Annotated in this window: 1 protein-coding gene; it reads right to left on the reverse strand. The window is 48.7% G+C overall.

Annotation, left to right across the window (positions count from 1 at the left end; all coding sequences use genetic code 11):
• Nucleotides 1-67: 67 nt before the first annotated feature.
• A complete protein-coding gene (gene lgrC / locus HP399_RS31020; protein ID WP_173619272.1) occupies nt 68-23,281 on the reverse strand; it encodes a linear gramicidin non-ribosomal peptide synthetase LgrC in 23,214 nt (7,737 codons plus the stop codon).
• Between the last annotated feature and the right edge of the window lie 4 nt (nt 23,282-23,285).

Consider the following 23,285-nt stretch of genomic DNA (forward strand, 5'->3'; position numbering starts at 1 on the left):
TGCCCACTCCCATAAAAAATTTGCCATAGAGGCACCGTGTTTGACGCCTCTATGCAGTTTGTATTCATTACTTGTCTTGGATGAGATCAAGTAAGTCGGCAATCTCTTCATCATCCCAACCGAATTCGGACAGATCACTTGTAGTTGGTGTAGTGGCTGTCTCCGTCTGACCTAGCTCGATCAATTGTCGTAGTGCGTTTACATAGTAATCCACCAAATCTTTGACAGTTTCTTTGCGATAAATCTCTTCACTGAAGGCGATCGTTACAATCAATTGTCCCCCAACGACAGAGCTACCGAAATCCAGCAGATGCTGACGTTCTGAGTTGCGGTTGAAGTTGTCGCCTCTTGCTTCGTTTGCAAAGCCAAACAAGGATTCTGTGTCATCGACTGCCTGATCAAGCTGACCGAGGTAGTTGAAGCTAATCTCTGCTTTTGGCAAGGACTTGAACTTTTCAGTCATTTCCTCGTTCAGGTAACGGAGAATTCCATAGCCGATTCCCTTGTTCGGAATGCTACGCAGCTGTTCTTTGGTCGTTTGTAGCGCTTCTTTGAGAGAGGTCGTTCCACTCGTATCCAAGAGGATGGTATACATGCTCGTGAACCACCCCAAGGTACGGGACAGATCGACATCGTCGAAGAGCTCTTCACGTCCGTGTCCTTCCAGATGGACGAGGGAGGTTTGATTTCCAGTCCAGACGAAGATCGCTTCTGCCAATGCAGTGAGCAAGACGTCATTGATCTGAGTTTGGTAGATCGAAGGCAATTCCTGTAAGAGTACTTTGGTTTCTTCCTGCGTAAGTGCAACAGAAACCATCCTAGCAGTAAGCTCTCGGTTCTTTCCGTTCTCATAATCTTTTGGCAGAGCGTTTACTTCTGTATCAAAGGTGCTTAGCCAATAATCCGCTTCCTCTTGCAGGCTGTCCGATTGAGCGTGCTCCGTCAATTTTTCAGCCCAATACTTGTAGGAGCTGGTCTTTGGCGGCAGTTGCACCTGCTTGCCTTGTAGCAGTTGGGTGCTGGCCTTATTCAAGTCTTCCGTGATGATGCGCCAAGACACACCATCGACTGCCAAGTGGTGAATGACGATTAGCAAGCGGCCTTCCTGTTCACTGCCCAAATCGAAGTAGACGGCACGGAGCAACGGACCTTCCGAGAGATGCAAGCTTGCCTGAGCTTCCTCAGAGATTTCCCCGATTCGCTTTACTTGCTGTTCATACGGCAAATGACCCAATTCCTCTACGGTAAATGGAATAATATCTGTCCAATCCTCCTTGTTTTGCTTCCATTTTCCATCCTGATGGTAGAAGCGGAGGCGGAGGGCATCATGGTGTCCGAGCAAGTGATAGAAAGCTTGTCTCAAAATTTCTGGGTCGATCGGTTTGACAGTTAAAAGTACAGATTGGTTCCAGTGGTTGCGATCTGCCAATTTTTGCTCGAAGAACCAGCGCTGAATCGGCAGGAGTGGCACTTCCCCTGTGACGATGCCTTGCTCGGCAAAAATGTTAACCGACTCCCCAATCGCATGAGTCAACTCAGCAATCGACTGATTTTCGAACAAGAGCTTTGGTGACAAGCGAATTCCAGATTGGGCTGCGCGAGCCACGATCTGAATGCTTAGAATCGAATCACCACCGAGTTCGAAGAAGTTATCGTGAATTCCGACTTGCTCTACTCCTAGAACCTTTTTCCATATTTCGGCCAATACTCTCTCGACAAACGTCTCTGGAGCAACGAATTCTCCGTTCCTCACCGTGTACTCCGGTATAGGTAATGCACGACGGTCTACTTTGCCATTTGGAGTGAGTGGCAGAGCATCCATAATTACGAATGCGGCTGGTACCATATACTCCGGCAGTAATTCTTTGAGGTAGCTGTCGAAGTTGCCAGCTTGATCCTCTACTCCTTCTTCTAACACGACATACGCGGCCAGTCGTTTCACACCTGGCATGTCTTCACGGGCAAGGACGATCGTTTCTTTGACAGAAGGATGAGTGTACAGGGCGGTTTCAATCTCGCCCAGCTCGACGCGGAAACCACGGATACTCACCTGATCGTCGGCACGACCGATAAACTCGATGTTGCCGTCCGGCAGGTAGCGGACAAGGTCTCCTGTTCTGTACATTTTTGCCCCTCGAATGTGCGCGAACGGATTTTCGACGAAGCGTTCTTGTGTCAGATCAGGACGTTTTAGATACCCGCGACCCAAGCTGTTCCCTGCGATGTACAGTTCGCCTGCAACACCGATCGGCACAGGTTGCAGCTTTGCATCAAGAACGTATACTTGCACATTGTCGATTGGGCGTCCGATTGTCGGTGCAGCTATCTGACCAGCCTGTACAGGAACGATGCCTGCTGTAGCTACGACGGCATTTTCCGTTGGCCCATACTGATTTACCAATGTAAATGGCAGATGAGCCGATGGATACTGATGCAGTTTGTCACCGCCAGTCAGCATGTAGCGTAAATCTGAATCGGTCGGCCATTCAACAGACATCAAGCTCTCTGCTAATGGCGTTGGTAGGAAGCTGATCGTGATTCCTGAGTCGACGAGCCAATCACGCAGTTTTTCCGGTACGAGACGAATCTCTTCTTGTGGCAGATACAGCGTCGCTCCTGCCGTCAGATACGGCCAGATTTCCCAGACAGCGGCGTCAAAGGCTGTTCCGGCGATTTGTGATGCTTTATCTTCTGGCGTGACGTTGTAAGCATGCTGGTGCCAATAGATGAGATTCAATAGAGCGCGTTGCTCGATTTCCACTCCTTTTGGTGTTCCAGTAGAACCGGAGGTGTAAATGACATAGGCGAGATTGTTCGTTGTCGTCGTGATTTCGGGTGATTCCGTGCTCTCATTGGCAACCAAATCCCAATCGATATCGAGACAAATAAACGTTGCATCACCTGTTGGCAATGCTTCAAGCAAGCTTTCTTGGGTCAATACGATCGGCATGTTCGTGTCATTCATCATGAAGGCAAGGCGCTCTTTTGGATAAGATGGGTCCATCGGAACAAACGCGCCGCCTGCTTTGAGAATCCCTAATTGGCCGATCAGCATCTCGACGGAGCGTTCGACGCAAATGCCGACGAGAGTCTCTGTCGTTACCCCCTGTTGTTGCAAGTAGTTCGCCAGTTGATTCGCTTTTGAATCCAGCTCTGCGTAGGTGAGCGAGCCTTCCTTGGAGACGACTGCCAGTTGATCCGGCATTTTCCTTGTCATTTCAGCGACTAGCTCGTGCACTGTCTTCTCATATGTGTAATTTGCAGCTGTGTTGTTCCACGCGAGTATAAGCTGTTCACGTTCATCCGGACGAAGCAGTGGTAACGCCATGATCGAGCGATCAGGTTGGGCGACTATTCCCTCCAGTAAATGATGGAAATGATTCACGATTCGCTCCATCGTTGTTTGGTCGAACAAATCTGTATTGTAATCAAATGTAGCGATCAGGCCGTTTGGCGTTTCTGCCATAGTCAAGCTGATGTCATATTTGGACATCACTTCTTGGTTCTTGCTTTCAAACGGAGCAATCCGAATGCCCTCAAGTTCATGAGTCTGCATTTGGAAGTTTTGCAGAGCAAACATAACTTGGTAGAGCGGCGAATAGCTGAGGCTACGTTCCAACTCCAGCTCATCTATCAACTTTTCAAAGGGCAGGTCTTGATGGGTATACGCTTCCAGTGCAGACTCGCGCACTCTTGCAAGTAGTTCACGGAAGGTTGGGGCGCCAGACATATCGGTTCTCATCGCCAGCGTGTTGATGAAGAAGCCAATTAATGACTCCGTTTCTTGTCTATTGCGTCCAGCAACCGGACTTCCTACGATAATGTCGTCTTGACCGCTGTAGCGATGAAGCAGGATTTGGAATGCAGCGAGCAAGGTCATAAAGAGCGTGGCGCCTTCTTGTCGGCTGAGCGTGTGTAATTTTTCCACAAGCTCCGTTGGGAAACTCGTCGTGTATAAGGCTCCGTTATATGTCTGTACAGGTGGACGCGGACGATCTGTCGGTAAGGCCAATAGCGGCTCACTGCCACCGAGTTTCGCTTTCCAGTATGCGAGTTGTTGCTCCAGCGCCTCTCCTTGTAGCCATTCACGCTGCCAAGCTGCAAAGTCTGCATATTGTAGTGGCATCTCGGTGAGTTGCGGCGTTTCTTCCTTGCGAAGCGCTTCATAAATCGTAACCAGCTCACGTATGAAAATGTTCATCGACCAACCGTCAGATACGATATGGTGCATGTTAAGCAGGAAGACGAAATTCACTTCGCCGATCTGGATGATCGTGGCCCGCAGTAACGGTCCTGTACGTAGGTCAAATGGGTTGTTTGCCTCTTCTCTCTCCAGGCGATGGACCTCGGTGTCGCGCTCCTCTTCTGGTAGATCACGCAAATCAATCTTGCCCAGGCTCCACGCGATTTCTGGGTGAATGACTTGTATTGCTTCCCCGTTGATGTCAGTGAAGGTTGTTCGCAAACTCTCGTGTCGCTCGATGATCATCTGCAGACTGCGTTCCCATGCAAGGATGTTGAGGTGTCCTTGCATCCGCATGGCAGACGGGATGTTGTACAAGGCGCTGTTCGGCATTAAACGATCCAAGAACCACAAGCGTTGCTGTGCAAATGAGAGCGGTAGATGCTGATCGCGAGAAACCGGTGCGAGTGGAATGCTGGCCACTTTCGATTTGGCTTCCAGTAAACCGGTTAATTTTTCGCTCATTTGTGCCACGCTAGGATTTTCGAACAAGGCACGGAGTGGGACTTCCACACCAAATGTTTCTTTCAGGCGGGAAACGGTTTGGGTAGCCAAGAGCGAATGTCCACCCAGATGAAAGAAGTCATCGTGGATTCCAATTCCCTCAACAGAAAGTACCTGCGACCAAATATGGGCGACGATTTCCTCTGTTGGTGTACGCGGCGCCACATATTCCTTCCCTGACTCCCCTTGTCCCCAATCCGGTGCTGGAAGGGCGCGGCGATTTACTTTCCCGTTGACCGTGAGTGGAATCTCTGCCATCCATACATACCCTGCTGGAACCATGTATTCCGGTAGGGTCTCTTTCAGGTAGTGGATAAGCTCAGCATCTCCCGGTTGTTGTTCGTTTGCTGCAACGAGATAAGCTGCCAAACGCTTGTCTCCTTTTCGCTCCTCACGCGCGATAACGACGACATTTTGAACGGCTGGATGCTGTCTGAGTCTATTTTCGATTTCGCCCAGTTCGATTCGATAACCGCGAATCTTGACTTGGTCGTCGATTCGTCCGAGGAATTCGAGCTGTCCGTCTTCCGTATAGCGAACTAGGTCACCAGTCCGGTAGAGGCGTTCTCCTTCCTTGCCGAACGGATGATTGATAAAGCGTTCTTTCGTAAGTTCAGGACGATTCCAGTACCCTCTGGCTATTCCTTTTCCGCCGATGTACAGCTCGCCTGGTACGCCTATTGGCACAGGTTGCCGGTTTGCATCCAGTACATACACTTCCACATTGGCGATGGGTCTGCCGATTGATGGATTTTGACCGTTATTCTCACAACGTATGAGCGTAGCAGTGACGGTTGTTTCTGTTGGTCCGTAGCAGTTAAAGAACTGGAGATCCTTCGCGTGACGGGCGACAAGCTCACGGCTTAACGCTTCCCCACCGACAATCAGAGTCTTCAGGTCTGGCAAATCCGCTTGTGGCAAGGCCGATACTACAGAAGAAGCCATTGTCACGATCGTAATGCGTTGTTCCTGCAAGACTTGGATCAACTCCGGACCAGGTAAAAGTAATTCGCGATCCTCAATGACTAGCGTGGCACCAGCGAGCAGGGTCATTGCGATCTCGGAGACAGAAACATCAAAGCTAAATGATGTGAATTGCAAAACCCGGCTCGTCGCATCGATTTGGAACGAATGGATCAGGGCATGTGTCAAATTGATCACGGAGTGGTGCTCGACCATCACCCCTTTGGGCAATCCGGTTGATCCAGAAGTATAGATTACGTAAGCGAGATGATGTTCATTGACGCTGCTATCCACGTTTGTGGTTGGCTCATCTGCCAGTTCATCGCTATCGAGGCAAATGACCTGTTTAGAAGGAACTGGTAGCATGTCTTTCAGCGATACTTGCGTCAACAAAATGTTCGCTTGCGAATCTTCGATCATATAGGCAATGCGATCTTGCGGATGCGCTGGATCAATAGGCACATAAGCAGCACCTGCCTTCATTACACCAAGGAAAGCGATGATCATCTCTGGAGAACGCTCGACGCAAATGCCAACTAGCTTATCCGGTTGTACACCGCATGCAATCAGCCTGTGTGCCAGCTGATTTGCACGTTTGTTTAGCTCAGCATAGGTCAACTCCATCTTCTTGTAGACGAGTGCAATAGCATCGGGTGTCTTTTCCACTTGTTTCTCGAATGCCTGATGGATGCAAAGCTGTGCCGGATAATCTACGCTCGTGTCATTCCATTCGACTAATACCTGCTGGAGCTCGCTTTCACTGAACATCGATACCTCTGCGAGGCACTGTTCAGGTTTTGCCATCATGGATTCGAGCAAGGAAGACATCTGGTGCAATACACGTTCGATATTTTCAGAAGCGAATCGGTTTTGGTCGTATTTGATCTTAAGGATGAACTCTTTACCCGGACCGCAGACGACGGTGATTGGATAATTCGTTTGTTCCATCGTTTCTACGTCGGATAATTGCAGCTGATAATGCTCATCTTTTACCGATTCACCAATCGGGTAGTTCTCAAAAATGAAGATGCTCTCGAACAGGGCAGCATTCCGCGCCATTTCACTCCAGCCTTGGATGTCAACCAACGGCGTGTACTCAAACTGGCGAAGCTCCACTTGATGTTCTTGAATCTCTCGTAGCCATTCCCGCACCGATTTGTTCGCATCAATCCAAACACGAATCGGCAGGGTGTTGATGAAGAGACCTACCATGCCCTCTACAGTAGGTAGATCAGCCGGACGACCGGAAACTGTTGCACCGAAGACGACATCATCCGTTGCGCCGTAACGGCTCAGGATGAGAGCCCATGCTCCTTGGACAAGCGTATTCAATGTCAACTGGTGTGTACGGACAAAGGCTTGCAAACGTGAAGTCATGTCCACCGATAAGCGAATTTCTTTTTCTTCGTACACTTTCGGCATATGTTCCCGGCCGCCAGAGTAGCTACTCATCGCTAATGGTGTAGACTCGTGGAAGTCTTTAAGCTGCTCGCGCCAAAAATGTTCGGCGGCTTTCAAGTCTTGGCGCTGTACCCAATCGATGTAGGCTGAGAATGGTTGGACGAAGCTGTACGAAACCTCTCTATCTTCTGCTATGGACACATAAGCACTAAACCAGTCTTTTAGTACAATGGGTACGCTCCAACCATCAAGCAATACATGATGGAAGCTCCAAGTGAAGCGATAAACTCCCTCACGTAAATGGAATAACGTCCAACGCATGAGTGGTGGAGAAGCAATCTCGAAATTTCGTCTTCGATCAGCTTCTAGATAGTGAGCCAGTTCCGTTTTTTGCTGCTCCGTCGTCAAATGACGAAGGTCGATTTTTTCTACTGTTGCTTTTACTTGTTTGCGTACAATCTGATGAGCCTCTGAACCTTCCCAAACAAAGTAGGTACGTAGAATCGGATGGCGATCCACTACCTTTTGCCACGCCTGTTCAAACGCATCGACGTACAAGCCCTCCAACGTCATGGCAAAGTGAACAATATAGTCTCCCCCCTCTTGCTCGTACAGGGAGTGGAACAGCATGCCACCTTGCAATGGACTGAGCGGATAGACGTTTTCGATCAGGCGATCCTGTCCCAGATGCTTGTCGATAGCACGTTGATCCATTCGCGCTAGTGGAAAGTCAGATGGCGTATAGCCGCCTGCTTCTTCGGACTGGCAGTGCGCAATGATCTCACGCAAAGCTTCCAGATAGTTGCAAGCAAGCTCTTGGATCGTGCTTTCTTCGTGAATGTTTTCGCTATATATCCATGTGACATGGAGCTGTTCTCCGGTTATGACACTGTTTACATCAATCAGGTGCTGACGTATTGTGTCTTTCCCCAAATTGGAGCCTCTTGATTCTTGCGCCATACCAAATCTCGATTCGGCTTGAACGATCTGATCAAACTGTCCGAGGTAGTTGAAGCTCATTTCTGGCTTCGGCTTTTCATCTAGGAGTTTTTTCAACTCCTCATCCTGACTGAGGTATCGGATAATGCCGTAGCCGACACCTTTCTTTGGAATGCGACGAAGCTGTTCCTTGACCGCTTTCAAAGCGTCACCCCACGGCTTTGAAGGGTCAATCGAAAGCTGTACCGGGTACATGCTCGTAAACCAGCCAACCGTACGGGATAAGTCCACTCCTTCGATAATCTCCTCACGTCCGTGCCCTTCCAGATGAACGGATACTAGTGTTTCGCCTGTCCAACGATTCATTGCTTTGGTTAAAGCGGTAAGCAATACATCATTGATTTGCAGACGGTAAGGCGTAAGCGTATCCTGCAACAACGCGCGAGTTTCATCAATAGTAAGCGCAAGACTGACTTGTTTGGAGGTTGCATCTGTGTTTTGACTTGGCTCGAAGGCACGGTCAATTGGAAGTGGACTCACTTCATCATTTTGGCCCAGCCAGAACACTTTTTCCGGCTCGATCGCTTCGGAATTCGCATAGGATTGCAATTGCTCTCCCCATGACTTGAATGAAGTCGTCTTCGCAGGGAATTGCACCTCTTGATCGTTTACAAGTTGCCCGTAAGCAGTTTGTAGATCCTCTAGCAAAATGCGCCAGGATACACCGTCTATCACCAGATGGTGGGCAACAATCAGTAGACGACCAGGTTGGTCCGCACCAAGATGGAAGTAAACGACTTGGAAAACGGGTCCCTCACTTACATGTAGACTTGATTGCACCTCGTTTGCGATTTGCTCCAGACGATCGGCTTGTTCTTCATCTAGAACAGCGGACAGGTCCACACTACGGAATGGAATAATCTCAGGTTGCCCTTCCATATATTGGTTCCAACCTTGCTCCGTATGGTTAAAACGCATACGTAATGCGTCATGATGAGTGAGCAGACTCTCGACGACACGCTCTAGAACAGTTAGGTCAACGGGTTGTTGAACCGTCAAAAGCAAGGATTGGTTCCAATGATGGATCGACGGTTGTTCAGTCGTGAAGAACCATGATTGAATTGGCGTGAGCGGCACCTCTCCCGTCAAGATACCTTGTTCTGCTTGGATTTTTCCTGTTTGTATGCCGTCAGTCGCTGTCACGACACTTGCCAGTTCCGCGATGGTTTGATTTCTCAAGAGCTGTTTCGGTGTCAAACGAATTCCAGCCTGATTGGCTCGAGAAACAATTTGGATACTCAAGATGGAGTCTCCACCCAACTCGAAAAAGTTGTCATAAATACCAACGTTGTCAATTCTTAGAACATTCTTCCATATATCTGCAAGCGTAGCCTCTATAGCAGTTGTCGGAGCTGCAAAACTGCCTTCTTTTTCAGTGTGTAATAAATCAGGTACAGGCAATGCTTGTCGATCTACCTTCCCGTTTGGAGTCAGCGGCAGGTTACCCATGATGACAAATGCAGCTGGCACCATATACTCAGGCAGCTTTTCCTTTAGATAGCTACGGAAGTCACTTGCTTGAATCTCTTGTTTTTCTCCAAGTACGACGTAGGCAGCGAGTCGTTTAATGCCCGGAATATCCTCACGTACGAGTACGATGGTTTCTTTTACCGCTGGATGAGTGTACAGAGCCGTTTCAATTTCACCCAGTTCGACCCTGAATCCTCGAATGCTCACCTGATCGTCTGCACGACCAATGAAATCTATGTTTCCATCTGGCAGGTAACGAACCAGATCTCCAGTTCGGTACATGCGGGCTCCCTGTTTTTGTGAGTATGGATTGGCTACGAACCTCTCTTTGGTTAGATCAGGGCGCTTCAGATAGCCACGTGCCAAACTGTCTCCAGCGATATAGAGCTCTCCGGCTACACCAATCGGCACAGGTTGCAGCTTTTCATCAAGGACGTATACTTGCACATTGTCTATTGGACGTCCGATTGATGGTGCGAATACATGAGTAGCTTCTGTCGGAACGGCACCTGCTGTGGCGACAACCGCGTTTTCGGTTGGACCGTATTGGTTCATAAGAGTAAACGGCATTGTTGCTAGTGGGTAATCGTGTAGCTTATCGCCCCCTGTGAGCATATAGCGCAGCTTCGTGTTGATAGGCCATTCCAAGGTAAGCAATCTTTCCGCCAATGGCGTTGGCAAAAAGCTAATCGTGATACCCGATGCAACAAGCCAATCTCTTAGTTCCTCTGGTACCAGACGAATATCTTCTGATGGGAGATAAAGCGTTGCTCCCTTTGTTAGGTACGGCCAGATTTCCCAAACAGAAGCATCAAAGGCTGTTCCTGCGATTTGTGAAGCTCGATCGTTTGAATCTACGCTGTACGACCGTTGGTGCCAGAAAATGAGATTTAACAAGGCGGCATGCTCGATCTCTACCCCTTTTGGCGTTCCAGTAGAGCCAGACGTATAGATGACATACGCAAGATTCTCTGTTGTCATTGCAATGTTGGGTGCCTCGCTGCTCTCTTCTGAAATGATATTCCAATCACGATCCAAGCAGATGAATGTTACAGGTCCTTCCGGCAATCGCCCTAACAGTCGTTCTTGGGTTACTACAACTGGCATATTCGCATCTTTCATCATGAAAGCAAGACGCTCTTGTGGATACGCCGTGTCCATTGGGACATAAGCACCGCCAGCTTTGAGTATTCCCAGTTGACCGATGAGCATATCGATGGAACGTTCTACGCAAATGCCGACAAGTGTTTCAGAGGATACTCCCTGTTTTAGCAGGTAGTTCGCTACCTGATTCGCTTTGGCATCTAGTTCTGCATAGGTGATCTGCCCTTCTTCGGAAACAACTGCTAATTGATTTGGCAACGCTTGTGCAATCCTTGCAACCCTTTCATGCACGCATGTTTCACGTTCAAAAGGTACATTCGTATCATTCCATTGATGGAGAAGCTGCTCCTTTTCCATATCGCTCAGGAGAGGTATGGCTGTGACTGGTTGCATCGGATTTGCCGAAATCGCCTCTAGCAGGTTCGAGAAATGGTTCCCCATGCGCTCTATCGTTGCTGGATCAAAAAGATCGGTGTTGTACTCGAATGTTGCGATAAGTCCATCAGGTGCTTCTACGGTGGTCAAGGTGATGTCAAACTTGGCGCTTACGCCCTCCTGACCTCTGTGGAAAGGCTCGATGCGGATCTGGGACAATTCTTGTACGTCCATCGGGATGTTTTGCAGTACGAACATCACTTGGAACAACGGTGAGTAGCTTAGGCTTCTTTCCAGCTCCAGTTCATCTACCAGTTTTTCAAACGGCAGGTCTTGATGCGCATAAGCTTCCAGTGCAGTTTCTCGTACTTTTGCAAGCAAGTCTCGGAAGGTTGGTTCCCCGGACATATCCGTACGCATTACCAAGGTGTTAATGAAGAAACCAATAAGCGACTCCATTTCCTGTCTATTACGTCCTGCGACCGGACTTCCGACGAGGATGTCTTTTTGACCACTGTAGCGATAGAGCAGGGTCTGAAAGGCAGCTAGCAAGGTCATGAATAAGGTTGATCCTTCTTCACGACTGAGTGCTTTTAGGTCGGCAAGCAGTTTTTCTGGGAGCCTAATCGTATGCATTGCCCCTTTATGGCTCTGAACGGCAGGGCGTGGACGATCTGTCGGCAATATCAGAAGTGGTTCTGCATCGCCTAATTGTTTTTTCCAGTACGCCAATTGTTGCTCCAGTACCTCTCCTTGCAACCAATTGCGTTGCCATGTGGCATAGTCTGCATATTGCAGCGGCATTTCGGCAAGCTGTGGTGTTTCTCCAGCAGATAACGCTTCGTAGATGGAGACTAACTCACCCATGAATACACTCATAGACCAGCCATCCGCAATGATGTGATGTAAGTTGAGCAAAAATACATAGGCTTGTTCATCCATGCAAATCAGCTTGGCGCGCAACAACGGCCCTTGATTCAGATGAAACGATTGTTCTGAATCTTCTATGGCGAGACGCAATGCTTCCACTTCTCGCTCCTCTTCGCTCCAGTCTCGTAAGTCGATTCGTCCCAGGTTCCACTCGATCTCCGGATGAATGACTTGAACGGCTTCTCCATTGATATCGGAGAAAGTTGTACGCAAGCTCTCATGACGCTGGATGATCAGCTTGAGACTGCGCTCCCACGCATCGACGTCTAGCTCACCCTTCAGTCGAACAGCAGATGGGATGTTGTATACGGAACTGTCTGGCAACAACTTGTCCAAAAACCACAAACGTTGTTGCGCAAACGAGAGCGGCAAGTGTCCGTCACGCGACACGGGCACAAGTGGGATGTTAGTGTGACCCGCTTCCCCTTGTAATAATGTCGTAATTTTTTCACTGATCGCAGCCGTTGTCGGATAATCAAACAGCGTACGAAGCGGCATGTCTACGCCAAAAGTTTGACGCATACGGGAAATCGCCTGGGTAGCTAAGAGGGAATGTCCCCCTCGTTCAAAGAAATCGTCGTGAATCCCGACTTGCTCTACGGAAAGCACCTGTGTCCAAATGTTAGTCACTATTTCTTCTGTTGGTGTGCGAGGTGCGACATACTCTTGTTGTGTGGTCAAAAGTCCCCAATCCGGTGTAGGCAGTGCCCGGTGGTCTACTTTTCCGTTGACCGTAAGCGGAATAGCATCCATCCAGACTATGCCTGCTGGAATCATGTAATCTGGCAATGTCTCTTTCAGATAGCGAGCGAGCTCCTCTGTAGCCGGCTTCTCTTCACCTATTGCAATCAGATAAGCAGCCAAACGATTTTCTCGTACGGTAATAACAGCTTCCCGAATCGCAGAGTGCTTTCTCATTGCGTTTTCGATTTCGCCTAATTCGATGCGGAAGCCGCGAATTTTCACCTGATTATCGATACGTCCGAGGAATTCAAGGTTACCGCCTTCCAGATAGCGCACCTGATCGCCTGTGCGATAAAGACGTTCGCCTTCCGCTCCAAACGGTTGAGTGATAAAGCGTTCCGCTGTAAGCTCTGGACGATTCCAGTAACCGCGTGCCAAACCTTTTCCACCAATGTACAGCTCACCTGGTACGCCTATAGGGACAGGCTTCAAATTGGCATCTAATACGTAGATGGTCGCATTGGCGATTGGGCGGCCAATTGGCGTGTTCGTGAGATTCGTATCCATAAGCATTAACGTGGTGCAAACAGTTGCTTCCGTTGGTCCGTAGCAATTGAAAAATTGACGATGATTTGCATAGCGAGTGATGAGCTCATAGCCTGGTGCTTCGCCACCGATCACTAATGTTTTCAGATCAGGTAGGTCGGCGTCAGGTAATGCCGCAAGTACAGCAGGAACCGTCATCACAGTCGTAATTTGTTTTTCTTGCAAGACGGAGATGAGTTCAGGGCCAGGCAAGAGCATTTCACGATCCTCAATGACTAAGGTCGCACCCGAAATCAATGCCATGACGATCTCTGCGACAGATACATCGAAGCTGAACGAACATAACTGTAGGACGCGGCTAGACGGCTGGACTTGGAACAAATCGATCAGGTAATAAGCCATATTCACCGCACTATGGTGTTCGACCATTACGCCTTTCGGCAAGCCAGTGGAACCAGATGTGTAAATGACATAAGCAAGATTTTGTTCTGTAATCCCACTCACCACATCGTGAGCAGGTTCATTCTCTAGAGCATTACTATCAAGGCAAATTACCTGAGCCTGCGTTGTAAGCAAATGGTTTGCCAGAGATTGCTGGGTCAACACGATGTTTGCCTGCGAATCCTCGATCATGTAGGCAATACGCTCTAGCGGATGTGCCGGGTCAATTGGAACATAGGCGGCACCTGCTTTCATCACACCGAGAATCCCGACGATCATTTCTGGAGAGCGCTCGATGCAAATACCGACGAGCGTATCTGGTTTCACGCCTTGGGCAAGGAGATGATGCGCCAATTGGTTCGCTCGCTGGTTCAGTTCGGCATACGTCATTTCCATCTCTTTGTACATGAGTGCGATGGCATCTGGCGTCATTTTTACTTGGTGTTCAAATGCTTGATGAATGCAAAGCCCGGTTGGATAATCCACCTTCGTTTCGTTCCACTCGCCCAAAACCTGCTCTTGTTCCATTTCGCTGATCATGCGCACATCAGCCAAAGTTTGATCAGGATTCGCTGTCATCGATTGGAGCAGACGAGTCATTTGCTCTAGGACACGTTCGATACGTACATGATCGAATCGGTTTTGATCAAAAACGATTTTGAGGACAAATTCTTTGCCAGGGCCACATACTACGGTAAGTGGATAGTTGGTTTGCTCCGCAGAGTCTACATCAGAAATCTGAATACTGCTGTCCGCTTCTTTTACAGACTCGTCGATCGGGTAGTTCTCAAAGATAAAAATACTTTCGAACAGAGAGGTGTTGCGCTCGAATTCGCTCCAGCTCTGGATGTCAACCAGCGGCGTGTACTCATATTGGCGAATCTCCAATTGCATTTCTTGCAATTCGCGCAGCCATACCCGAACGGTTTTGCTTGGATCAAGTGTGATTCGAACCGGAAGCGTATTGATGAACAGACCAACCATATTTTCTACGCCATGCAAATCGGCTGGACGTCCTGAACCAGTTGCCCCGAATACGACATCTGCTTCACCACTGTAAGCTCCCAGGATCATGCCCCACGCACTTTGTATGAATGTATTTAGCGTTACCTGATGCTGACGAGCAAATGATTGCAGATGTTCTGTAAACTCGGGCGAGAATCGGATAAAGCGCTCGTCGTAGGTTTTCGGTTCTCCAATGGATTGGAGAGCTTGTCCGAGATTGATTTGTGTCGGCCCGTATATCCCTTTCAAATGGTTGCGCCAAAAACGTTCTGCAGCTTCCAAGTCTTGACGCTGAATCCACGCAACATACTGGGAAAAAGGCTGTACAGCTCCAAGCTGAACGTCTCTTCCTTCTGCCAGCGCTAGATAAGCGGCAAACCAGTCTTTTAGGACAAGCGGCAAGCTCCAACCGTCCAGTAATACGTGGTGGAAGCTCCAGATAAAGCGATATGCTTCGTTGCTAATCCTGAACAAAGTCAAACGCATGAGAGGTGGCTCAGTAATAGAGAAGTTCCGCTTGCGATCCTCTTCCAAAAATGCGTCTAGCGCTGCTTTCTGCCTATCAATTGGTAAATGTCGCAGATCTCTTTCATCAACAGTCACCCGTACGTGCTTGCGGACAATTTGATGCGGATTGACTACCCCATCCCAGATAAAGGAGGTGCGCAGAATAGAATGACGATCGATGACTTTTTGCCATGCTTGTTGGAGTGCATCGACCTGCAAATGATGGATCGTCATGGAGAATTGAACCACATAGTCTCCGCCCTCTTGTTCGTACAGCGAATGGAAAAGCATTCCTTCCTGCAACGGCGTCAGTGGATATATGTTCTCGATGGAGTGATCTCTACCCACATAGGTGTCAAGTGTACGCTGATCTAGACGAGACAGCGGGAAGTCAGAAGGAGTATAACCTCCTGCTTCTTCGGAGCGGCAATGTGCCATAATCTCACGCAAGGCGTCCATATAATCGCGAGCAACTGCTTCTACCGTACTTTTCTCGTGGATGTTTTCGTTGTAAAACCAAGTGATATGCAGTTGTTCTCCGGAAATGACGCTGTTTACATCGATTAAAAGCGCGCGAATAGAATCAGGTGCAAGATTCGAGCCTCTCGATTCAGCAGCCATGCCAAACGTAGCGTTAGACGAAACTACCTGATCAAACTGGCCGAGGTAGTTGAAGCTGATCTCTGGCTTCATTCGAGTCTTCAACTGCTCTTTCAGCTCGTCATCCTGACGTAAGTAGTGCAGGATACCATAGCCAACCCCATTTTGCGGAATAGCTCGAAGCTGTTCTTTGACTGCTTTCAGCAGTTCGCTCCACGGTTTCGTATGGTCAAGTGTAAGCTGTACAGGATACATACTCGTAAACCAGCCAACTGTGCGGGATAAATCTGCTCCTTCCAAAATATCTTCGCGTCCATGCCCCTCGAGATGGAAAGATAACGTCTGTTTCCCTGTCCAGCGGTGCATCGCTTTTGTTAAGGCAGCGAGTAATACATCATTTATTTTCAAACGGTATGGAGAAAGTGTTTCCTGCAACAAGGCACGGGTTTCTCCTGCGTTTAACGAGAATGTTACTTGTTTGGTTGTCGCTTCCGTGTTCTGACTCGGTTCATAAAGGTGATCAATCGGGATCGGACTCACTTCATGAGCTTGTTTGAGCCAGTACTCTTTTTCTTGCAGGATGGCGTCTGAATTGGCATACGCGACTAATTGCTCAGCCCACATCTTGAACGAAGTCGTCTTTGCTGGCATTTGTACGTCTTGACCGTTTGCTATTTGATCATAGGTATGTTGCAGATCCTCCAGCAAAATACGCCACGATACACCGTCAACAACTAGGTGGTGAATGACGAGCAACAGTCGGCCAGCTTGCTCTTCGCCCATGTTGAAGTACACAGCCTGTACGACGGGACCTTCTGTGATATTTAGGCTCGCTTGTACTTCTTGTGAGATTTCCTCCAGCCTGGACTCCTGTTCCTGTTTTGGAAGATTAGAAATATCCACGCTACGGAATGGAACATTCTCTTCAAGACCTTCCATCATTTGTGTCCACATGCCGTCATAGTGTGAAAAGCGCATACGCAACGCATCATGATGAGCCAGCAGGCTCTCGATTGTTTGCTCCAGGACAACAAGGTCTACTGGTTGCTGAACAGTCAGAAGTACCGACTGATTCCAGTGGTGCAGCGACGGTTGATTGGAGTCAAAGAACCATTTTTGGATTGGAGTGAGCGGTACATTTCCAGTAACAGCGCCCTGCTCATTTTTCCATTTTGTATCAGTTTCTTGGCTCAAATCAGTAACAACACGTAGCAATTCTGCAATGGTTTGATTTTCAAAAAGTTGCTTGGGTGTGAAGCGAATTCCGGAATGATTGGCTCTTGCGACGATCTGGATACTGAGAATGGAGTCGCCGCCCAATTCGAAAAAGTTGTCGTAGATGCCGATGTTCGCAACACCCAGCACACTTTTCCAGATTTCCGCCAATTTCATTTCCAGATCCGTTGCAGGTGCTACAAAACCGCTATCCGCCTCATTTCGGGAATAGTCTGGGATTGGTAGCGCCCGGCGATCCACTTTTCCGTTTGGTGTCAGCGGGAAGCTGTCCAACTTCATGAAGGCGGATGGGATCATGTACTCTGGCAACTTATCCTTGAGATAGGAGCGCATCTCGATGTGAGTAACCTCTTTTTCTTCTGCAAAAACGAGGTAGGCAGCTAGGCGCTTGTCTCCAGGAGTTTCCTCTCTCACCATGAGTACGGTTTCTTTTACAGCCGGGTGGCTCTGCAACACCGTCTCGATTTCGCCTAGTTCAATGCGGAAGCCGCGAATTTTCACCTGATTGTCGATACGTCCGATAAACTCAATCCTGCCATCAGGCAAATAACGAACCAAGTCACCAGTACGGTACAGGCGAGAACCCCCTTGTGGGTCAAACGGATTCTCCACAAAACGTTCTGCGGTTAACTCCGGATTGTTTAAATAGCCAAGAGCGAGACCATCTCCGCCTATATACAATTCGCCTGCTGCACCCAGAGGGACAGGTTGTTGATGTTTGTCCAATACGTACACCGTGGTATTACTGATCGGTCGTCCGATTGGGAAGGAATTGATGCCTTCTGGAAGCTCCGTGACGGGATTGCAGCAAGTAAACGTCGTGTTTTCCGTCGGGCCATAGCCGTTAATCACCGTGATACCGTCAAGCGAAAGTACCTTACGTACATGTGATGCGGAGACCACATCCCCACCGACAAGTAGTTGGCGCACGCCACGCAAGTACTCTACTTTGTGGTCAACCATGACTGTAAACAGACCAGCCGTCAGCCAAAGTGTCGTCACCTTGTGATTCTGAATCGCCTCTCCCAGTTTATCGAGTGAAGGCTGATGTGGCGGCATCAACACCAGCTTCGCTCCGTTTAACAACGCACCCCAAATTTCAAAGGTAGCAGCATCAAACGATACGGTGGAGGCTTGCAAGAATACGTCCTCTTCCGAAATGGTCACGTAATTCGTGTTTTTGATCAGGCGAATAATCCCGCGATGGACGACCAGCACTCCTTTTGGTGTACCTGTTGACCCCGATGTGTAAATGACGTAGGCGAGGCTGTCGGCGGTCATTTCTACTTGAGGAGCAAGTGTACTTTCTTCTGCCCATTTCTCCCAAGCATGGTCGAGATTGAGAATGCTAAGCTCTTGTTCTTGCCACTTGTCAGACAAATGCTTCTGTGTCAATAAAATGGAAATCTGGGCATCTGCCAGCATGAAAGCCAGACGTTCTTCTGGATACGCAGGGTCAAGTGGCACATACGCTCCACCTGCTTTGAGAATCCCGAGCATACCAACGAACATATCTAACGAGCGATCTACGCAAAGCCCGACAAAAGTACCCGTTTCTACTCCTTTCTTTTGCAAGTAGTTGGCAAGCTGATTGGCTTTTGCTTCCAGCTCGGCGTAGGTCAACTGTTCTTCCCCCGCAACGATGGCGATACGATCTGGGTATTGGGCCGCTGTTTCGGCAAACAGTTGTGGAACAGTTTGATCCCGAGGGTAGTCGCTATCTGTGTTGTTAAGCTCTACCACCTGTTTATTTCGTTCGCTCTCCCTTAGAAGATCAAGTTTTTCAATCGACTCCTCTGGTTGGGAGATGATAGCCTCAAGCAGATTTTGCAAATGTCCAGTCATTCGCTCTATCGTCGATCTGTCGAACAAATCTGTGCTGTACTCAAAGGAAGCTACGAGTCCGTCTGCCTGCTCTCTCATTGTCAATGTGAGATCAAACTTGGAAGTCGTCAAATGTCGCTCAGAATCCAATGGTGTGAGCTGAATGCCAGACGTTACTACTTCCTCCAGCGGGAAGTTTTGCAGGACAAACATGACCTGGAACAACTGCGAGTAGCTGAGGCTACGCTCTAGCTGTAGCTCATCGACCAATTTTTCAAAAGGTAAATCTTGATGTGCATATGCCTCCAACGCTGTTTCGCGAACGCGTGCCAGTAATTCTGTAAATGTTACATCTCCTGTTACGTTGGTTCGGAGTGCCAAAGTATTGACGAAGAATCCAATCAAATTCTCTGTTTCTTGACGATTGCGTCCAGCTACCGGACTTCCCACAACGATGTCTTCTTGACCACTATAGCGATAAAGAAGGGTTTGGAATGCAGCCAGCAACGTCATAAACAAGGTAGAACTGGACTCCTGGCTAAGTACTTTCAATTTGGCGAGCAAGTCCGTAGAAAATGTCTCAGTGTAAATAGCTCCTTGATAGGATTGCACAGCAGGGCGCGAACGGTCTGTCGGCAGTGTTAGAAGAGGTTCTGCTCCACTCAGTTTTTCTTTCCAATACGTAACCTGCTGCTCTAAGATTTCGCCATCCAGCCACTCACGCTGCCATGTGGCAAAATCCGCATATTGAATCGGTAGGTCTGCCAGCTCTGGTGTTTCTTTTTTACTGAAGGCTTCGTAATTGGCAAGCAATTCGCGATAGAATATGCCCATCGACCAACCATCAGAGATGATGTGGTGCATGTTGATCAAGAAAACATATGCGTGATCATCTGTTTGGATCATCGTCGCGCGTATCAGCGGCCCTTGTCCAAGGGCAAAAGCTCGGGCCGTTTCGGCTTCAGCCAATTGCTCTATCTTTTGCTCTTTCTTTTCAGCTGATCGATCGCGTAAGTCCAGAATGTCCATTTTCCAGTCCATATGCGGATGAATCACTTGTATGGATTGTCCGTCTATTTCTTGGAACGTGGTACGCAAGCTTTCGTGACGCAAAATGATCGCCTGTAAACTCTTCTCCCATGCCACTACGTCGAGTTCGCCTTGCAAGCGAAGGGCAGATGGAATGTTGTACATCGGACTTTCTGGCATGAATTGATCAAAGAACCACAATCGCTGCTGGGCAAAAGACAACGGGAGATTGCTCTGTCTTGGTACAGGTTGAATCGATCCACCAATCGCTTCTTTCTCTCCCAAATGAAGTGCTGCTCCCTGTTCACTCCATGCTGCAATGGTCGGATGTTCAAAAATGGAGCGCACCGTCTGCTCTATTCCAAACGCCTCTCGTAGACGTGAAATGACTCGTGTCGCCAAAAGTGAATGTCCACCAAGCTCGAAAAAGTTATCGTGAATCCCCACTTTTTCGACTCCAAGCACCTGCGACCATATGTTGGCAATCAATTCTTCTACCTGATTGCGCGGCTCCATGTAGCCTTTGGCGGAAGCTGGATTTGTCCATTCCGGTTCCGGCAGTTTTTTGCGGTCGATTTTACCATTTACCGTCAAAGGCATCACATCAAGGAAAATATAAAATGAAGGCCTCATGAATTCTGGTAGCTTCGTTTTTGTCCATGCACGCAAATCAGAAGTTTCGAGCGTGATGTCTCCTGAAACGGTAAGATACGCAGTTAAATGCTTCTCGCCCGGCGTAATCTCACGGACCATGACCACAACTTCGTTCACAGACGGATGCAAGCTGAGTGCTGCTTCCACCTCACCTAATTCGATGCGGAAGCCGCGGATTTTCACCTGATTGTCGATACGACCGATAAACTCAATCGTGCCATCAGGCAAATAACGAACCAAGTCACCAGTACGGTACAGGCGAGAACCCCCTTGTGGGTCAAACGGATTCTTCACAAAACGTTCTGCGGTTAACTCCGGATTGTTCAAATAGCCAAGAGCGAGACCATCTCCGCCTATATATAATTCGCCTGCCGCACCCAGAGGGACAGGCTGTTGATGTTTGTCTAATACGTACACCGTGGTATTGCTGATCGGTCGGCCGATCGGGAAGGAGTTGACGCCTTCTGGAAGCTCCGTGACGGGATTGCAGCAAGTAAATGTCGTGTTTTCCGTCGGGCCATAGCCGTTAATCACCGTGATACCGTCAAGCGAAAGTACCTTGCGTACATGAGATGCGGAGACTACATCCCCACCGACAAGTAGTTGGCGCACGCCGCGCAAGTACTCCACCTTGTGATCAACCATGACCGTAAACAGACCAGCCGTCAGCCAAAGTATCGTCACCTTGTGATTCTGAATCGTCTCTCCCAGTTCATCGAGTGAAGGCTGATGTGGCGGCATCAACACCAGCTTCGCTCCGTTTAACAACGCACCCCAAATTTCAAAGGTAGCAGCATCGAACGATACAGTAGAGGCTTGCAGGAACACGTCCTCTTCCGTAATGGTCACGTAGTTCGTGTTTTTGATCAGGCGAACAATTCCGCGATGAACGACCAGCACTCCTTTTGGTGTACCTGTTGATCCAGATGTGTAAATGACATACGCGAGGCTGTCAGCTGTCATATCTACCTGGGGAGCAAGTGTGCTCTCTTCCGCCCATTTTTCCCCAGCATGGTCGAGATTGAGAATGGTAAGCTCTTGTCCTTGCCACTTGTCAGACAAATGCTCCTGTGTCAATAAAATGGAAATCTGGGCATCTGCCAGCATGAAAGCCAGACGTTGTTGGGGATACGCAGGGTCGAGTGGCACATACGCTCCACCTGCTTTGAGAATCCCGAGCATACCAACGAGCATATCTAACGAGCGTTCTACGCAAAGTCCGACAAAAGTACCTGTTGCTACTCCTTGCTTTTGCAAGTAGTTGGCAAGCTGGTTGGCTTTTGCCTCCAGCTCGGCGTAGGTCAACTGTTTTTCCCCTGCAACGATGGCGATACGATCTGGGTATTGGGCCGCTGTTTCGGCAAACAGTTGTTGAACGGTTTTATCACCAGGGTAATCGCTCGTAGTATCGTTTAGCCCGACCAGGAGATGCTGTCTTTCTTCTTGACTGATAAAAGAGATAGAGGACAGGCGTTGTTTGGGATTCTCGACGATGGCCACTAGAATGGATGCCATTTGGTCAAGTGTCCGTTCGATTGCCGCCTGCTCAAAGCGGTCTGTCCTGTATATCATTTTGATGCTAAACTGTTCGCCCGGAATCCCGACAATCGTGAGCGGATTATCTACTTCTTGGAAGTGCTGTACATTAGAGATGGAAAAACCGAATTCCTTCTCTTCCCCTTCTCCCAGCGGATAGTTCTCAAATACGAAAATACTTTCAAATAGTGGTAGTCCACGCGGTACATCCGTCCAGCCCTGGATATCCACCAATGGAGAGTATTCATACTGTCGGACTCTCGATTGCTGATCCTGTAACTCTTTGAACCACTGATCCAACGTTTGCTCAGGCTCGACTTTCGTTTTCATCGGCAACGTGTTGATAAACATTCCAACCATCTGCTCTACACCTGGCAGTTCGCTCGGGCGCCCGGAACCAGTTACGCCGTATACCACGCTTTCTTCTCCGCTCAAACGGCTGAGGAGAATGGCCCATGCCCCTTGCACGATAGTGTTGATCGTAACCTTATACGTTCGAGCTAATTTTAAGAGAGCTTTCGAGACCTCATCAGTCAAGGTTCGAGTCGATTCATGAATCCCTTTTTCCTGCTCTGAACCTCTCAAGGGATAAGATTCAAAGGGAAGAGGTGTGGGACTCTCGACGGACGTTAGGAACTCGCGCCAGAACTTTTCAGACTCCGTGTTGTCCTGACGGCGAAGCCAGGAGATATAATCTTTGAATGGCTTTGGCTGTGGAAGTCTCAAGTCCTTGCCTTGGCAGTACGCCTCATAGAAGTCGAGGACTTCCTGAAAAAGAATAGGGCTGCTCCATCCATCCAACAGCAAATGGTGAAAGGTCCAGATGAACTGGTGCACATCGTTGGCCTTTTTGATGACCGTTACTTGCATGAGGGGGGCTTCGCTCAAATCGAAGCCCGCCTCTTTTTCTTTTTGCAAAAACGATGTCAGCATGGTTTCTTGCTCTTCATCGGTGTGATGTGACCAGTCATCCTGACGTATGGAAAAAGGAACACTTTCGAAGACCACCTGAAGCGGCTTCTCCACTTCTTCCCAAAGGAATCCAGTACGCAAAATGGAATGTCTTTGAACCACTTTGTTCCAGGCTTTTTCAAAGTTGACGATGTCAAGCTCGCCTGTAAGAATGGCAATGTTCTGCACCATATAGGCTGAACCCTCAGAGTACAGCGAATGGAACAACATCCCTTCTTGCAGCGGGGATAAGGTGTATAGATCAGTAAAATCCCCCATTGGA

The organism is Brevibacillus sp. DP1.3A (assembly GCF_013284245.2).
In the GTDB taxonomy this organism is placed as follows: Bacteria; Bacillota; Bacilli; order Brevibacillales; family Brevibacillaceae; genus Brevibacillus.

Bases quoted from the DNA above. Each gene is read 5' to 3' on its own strand.
- lgrC (WP_173619272.1), bottom strand. From the start codon at position 23,281: ATGGGGGATTTTACTGATCTATACACCTTATCCCCGCTGCAAGAAGGG.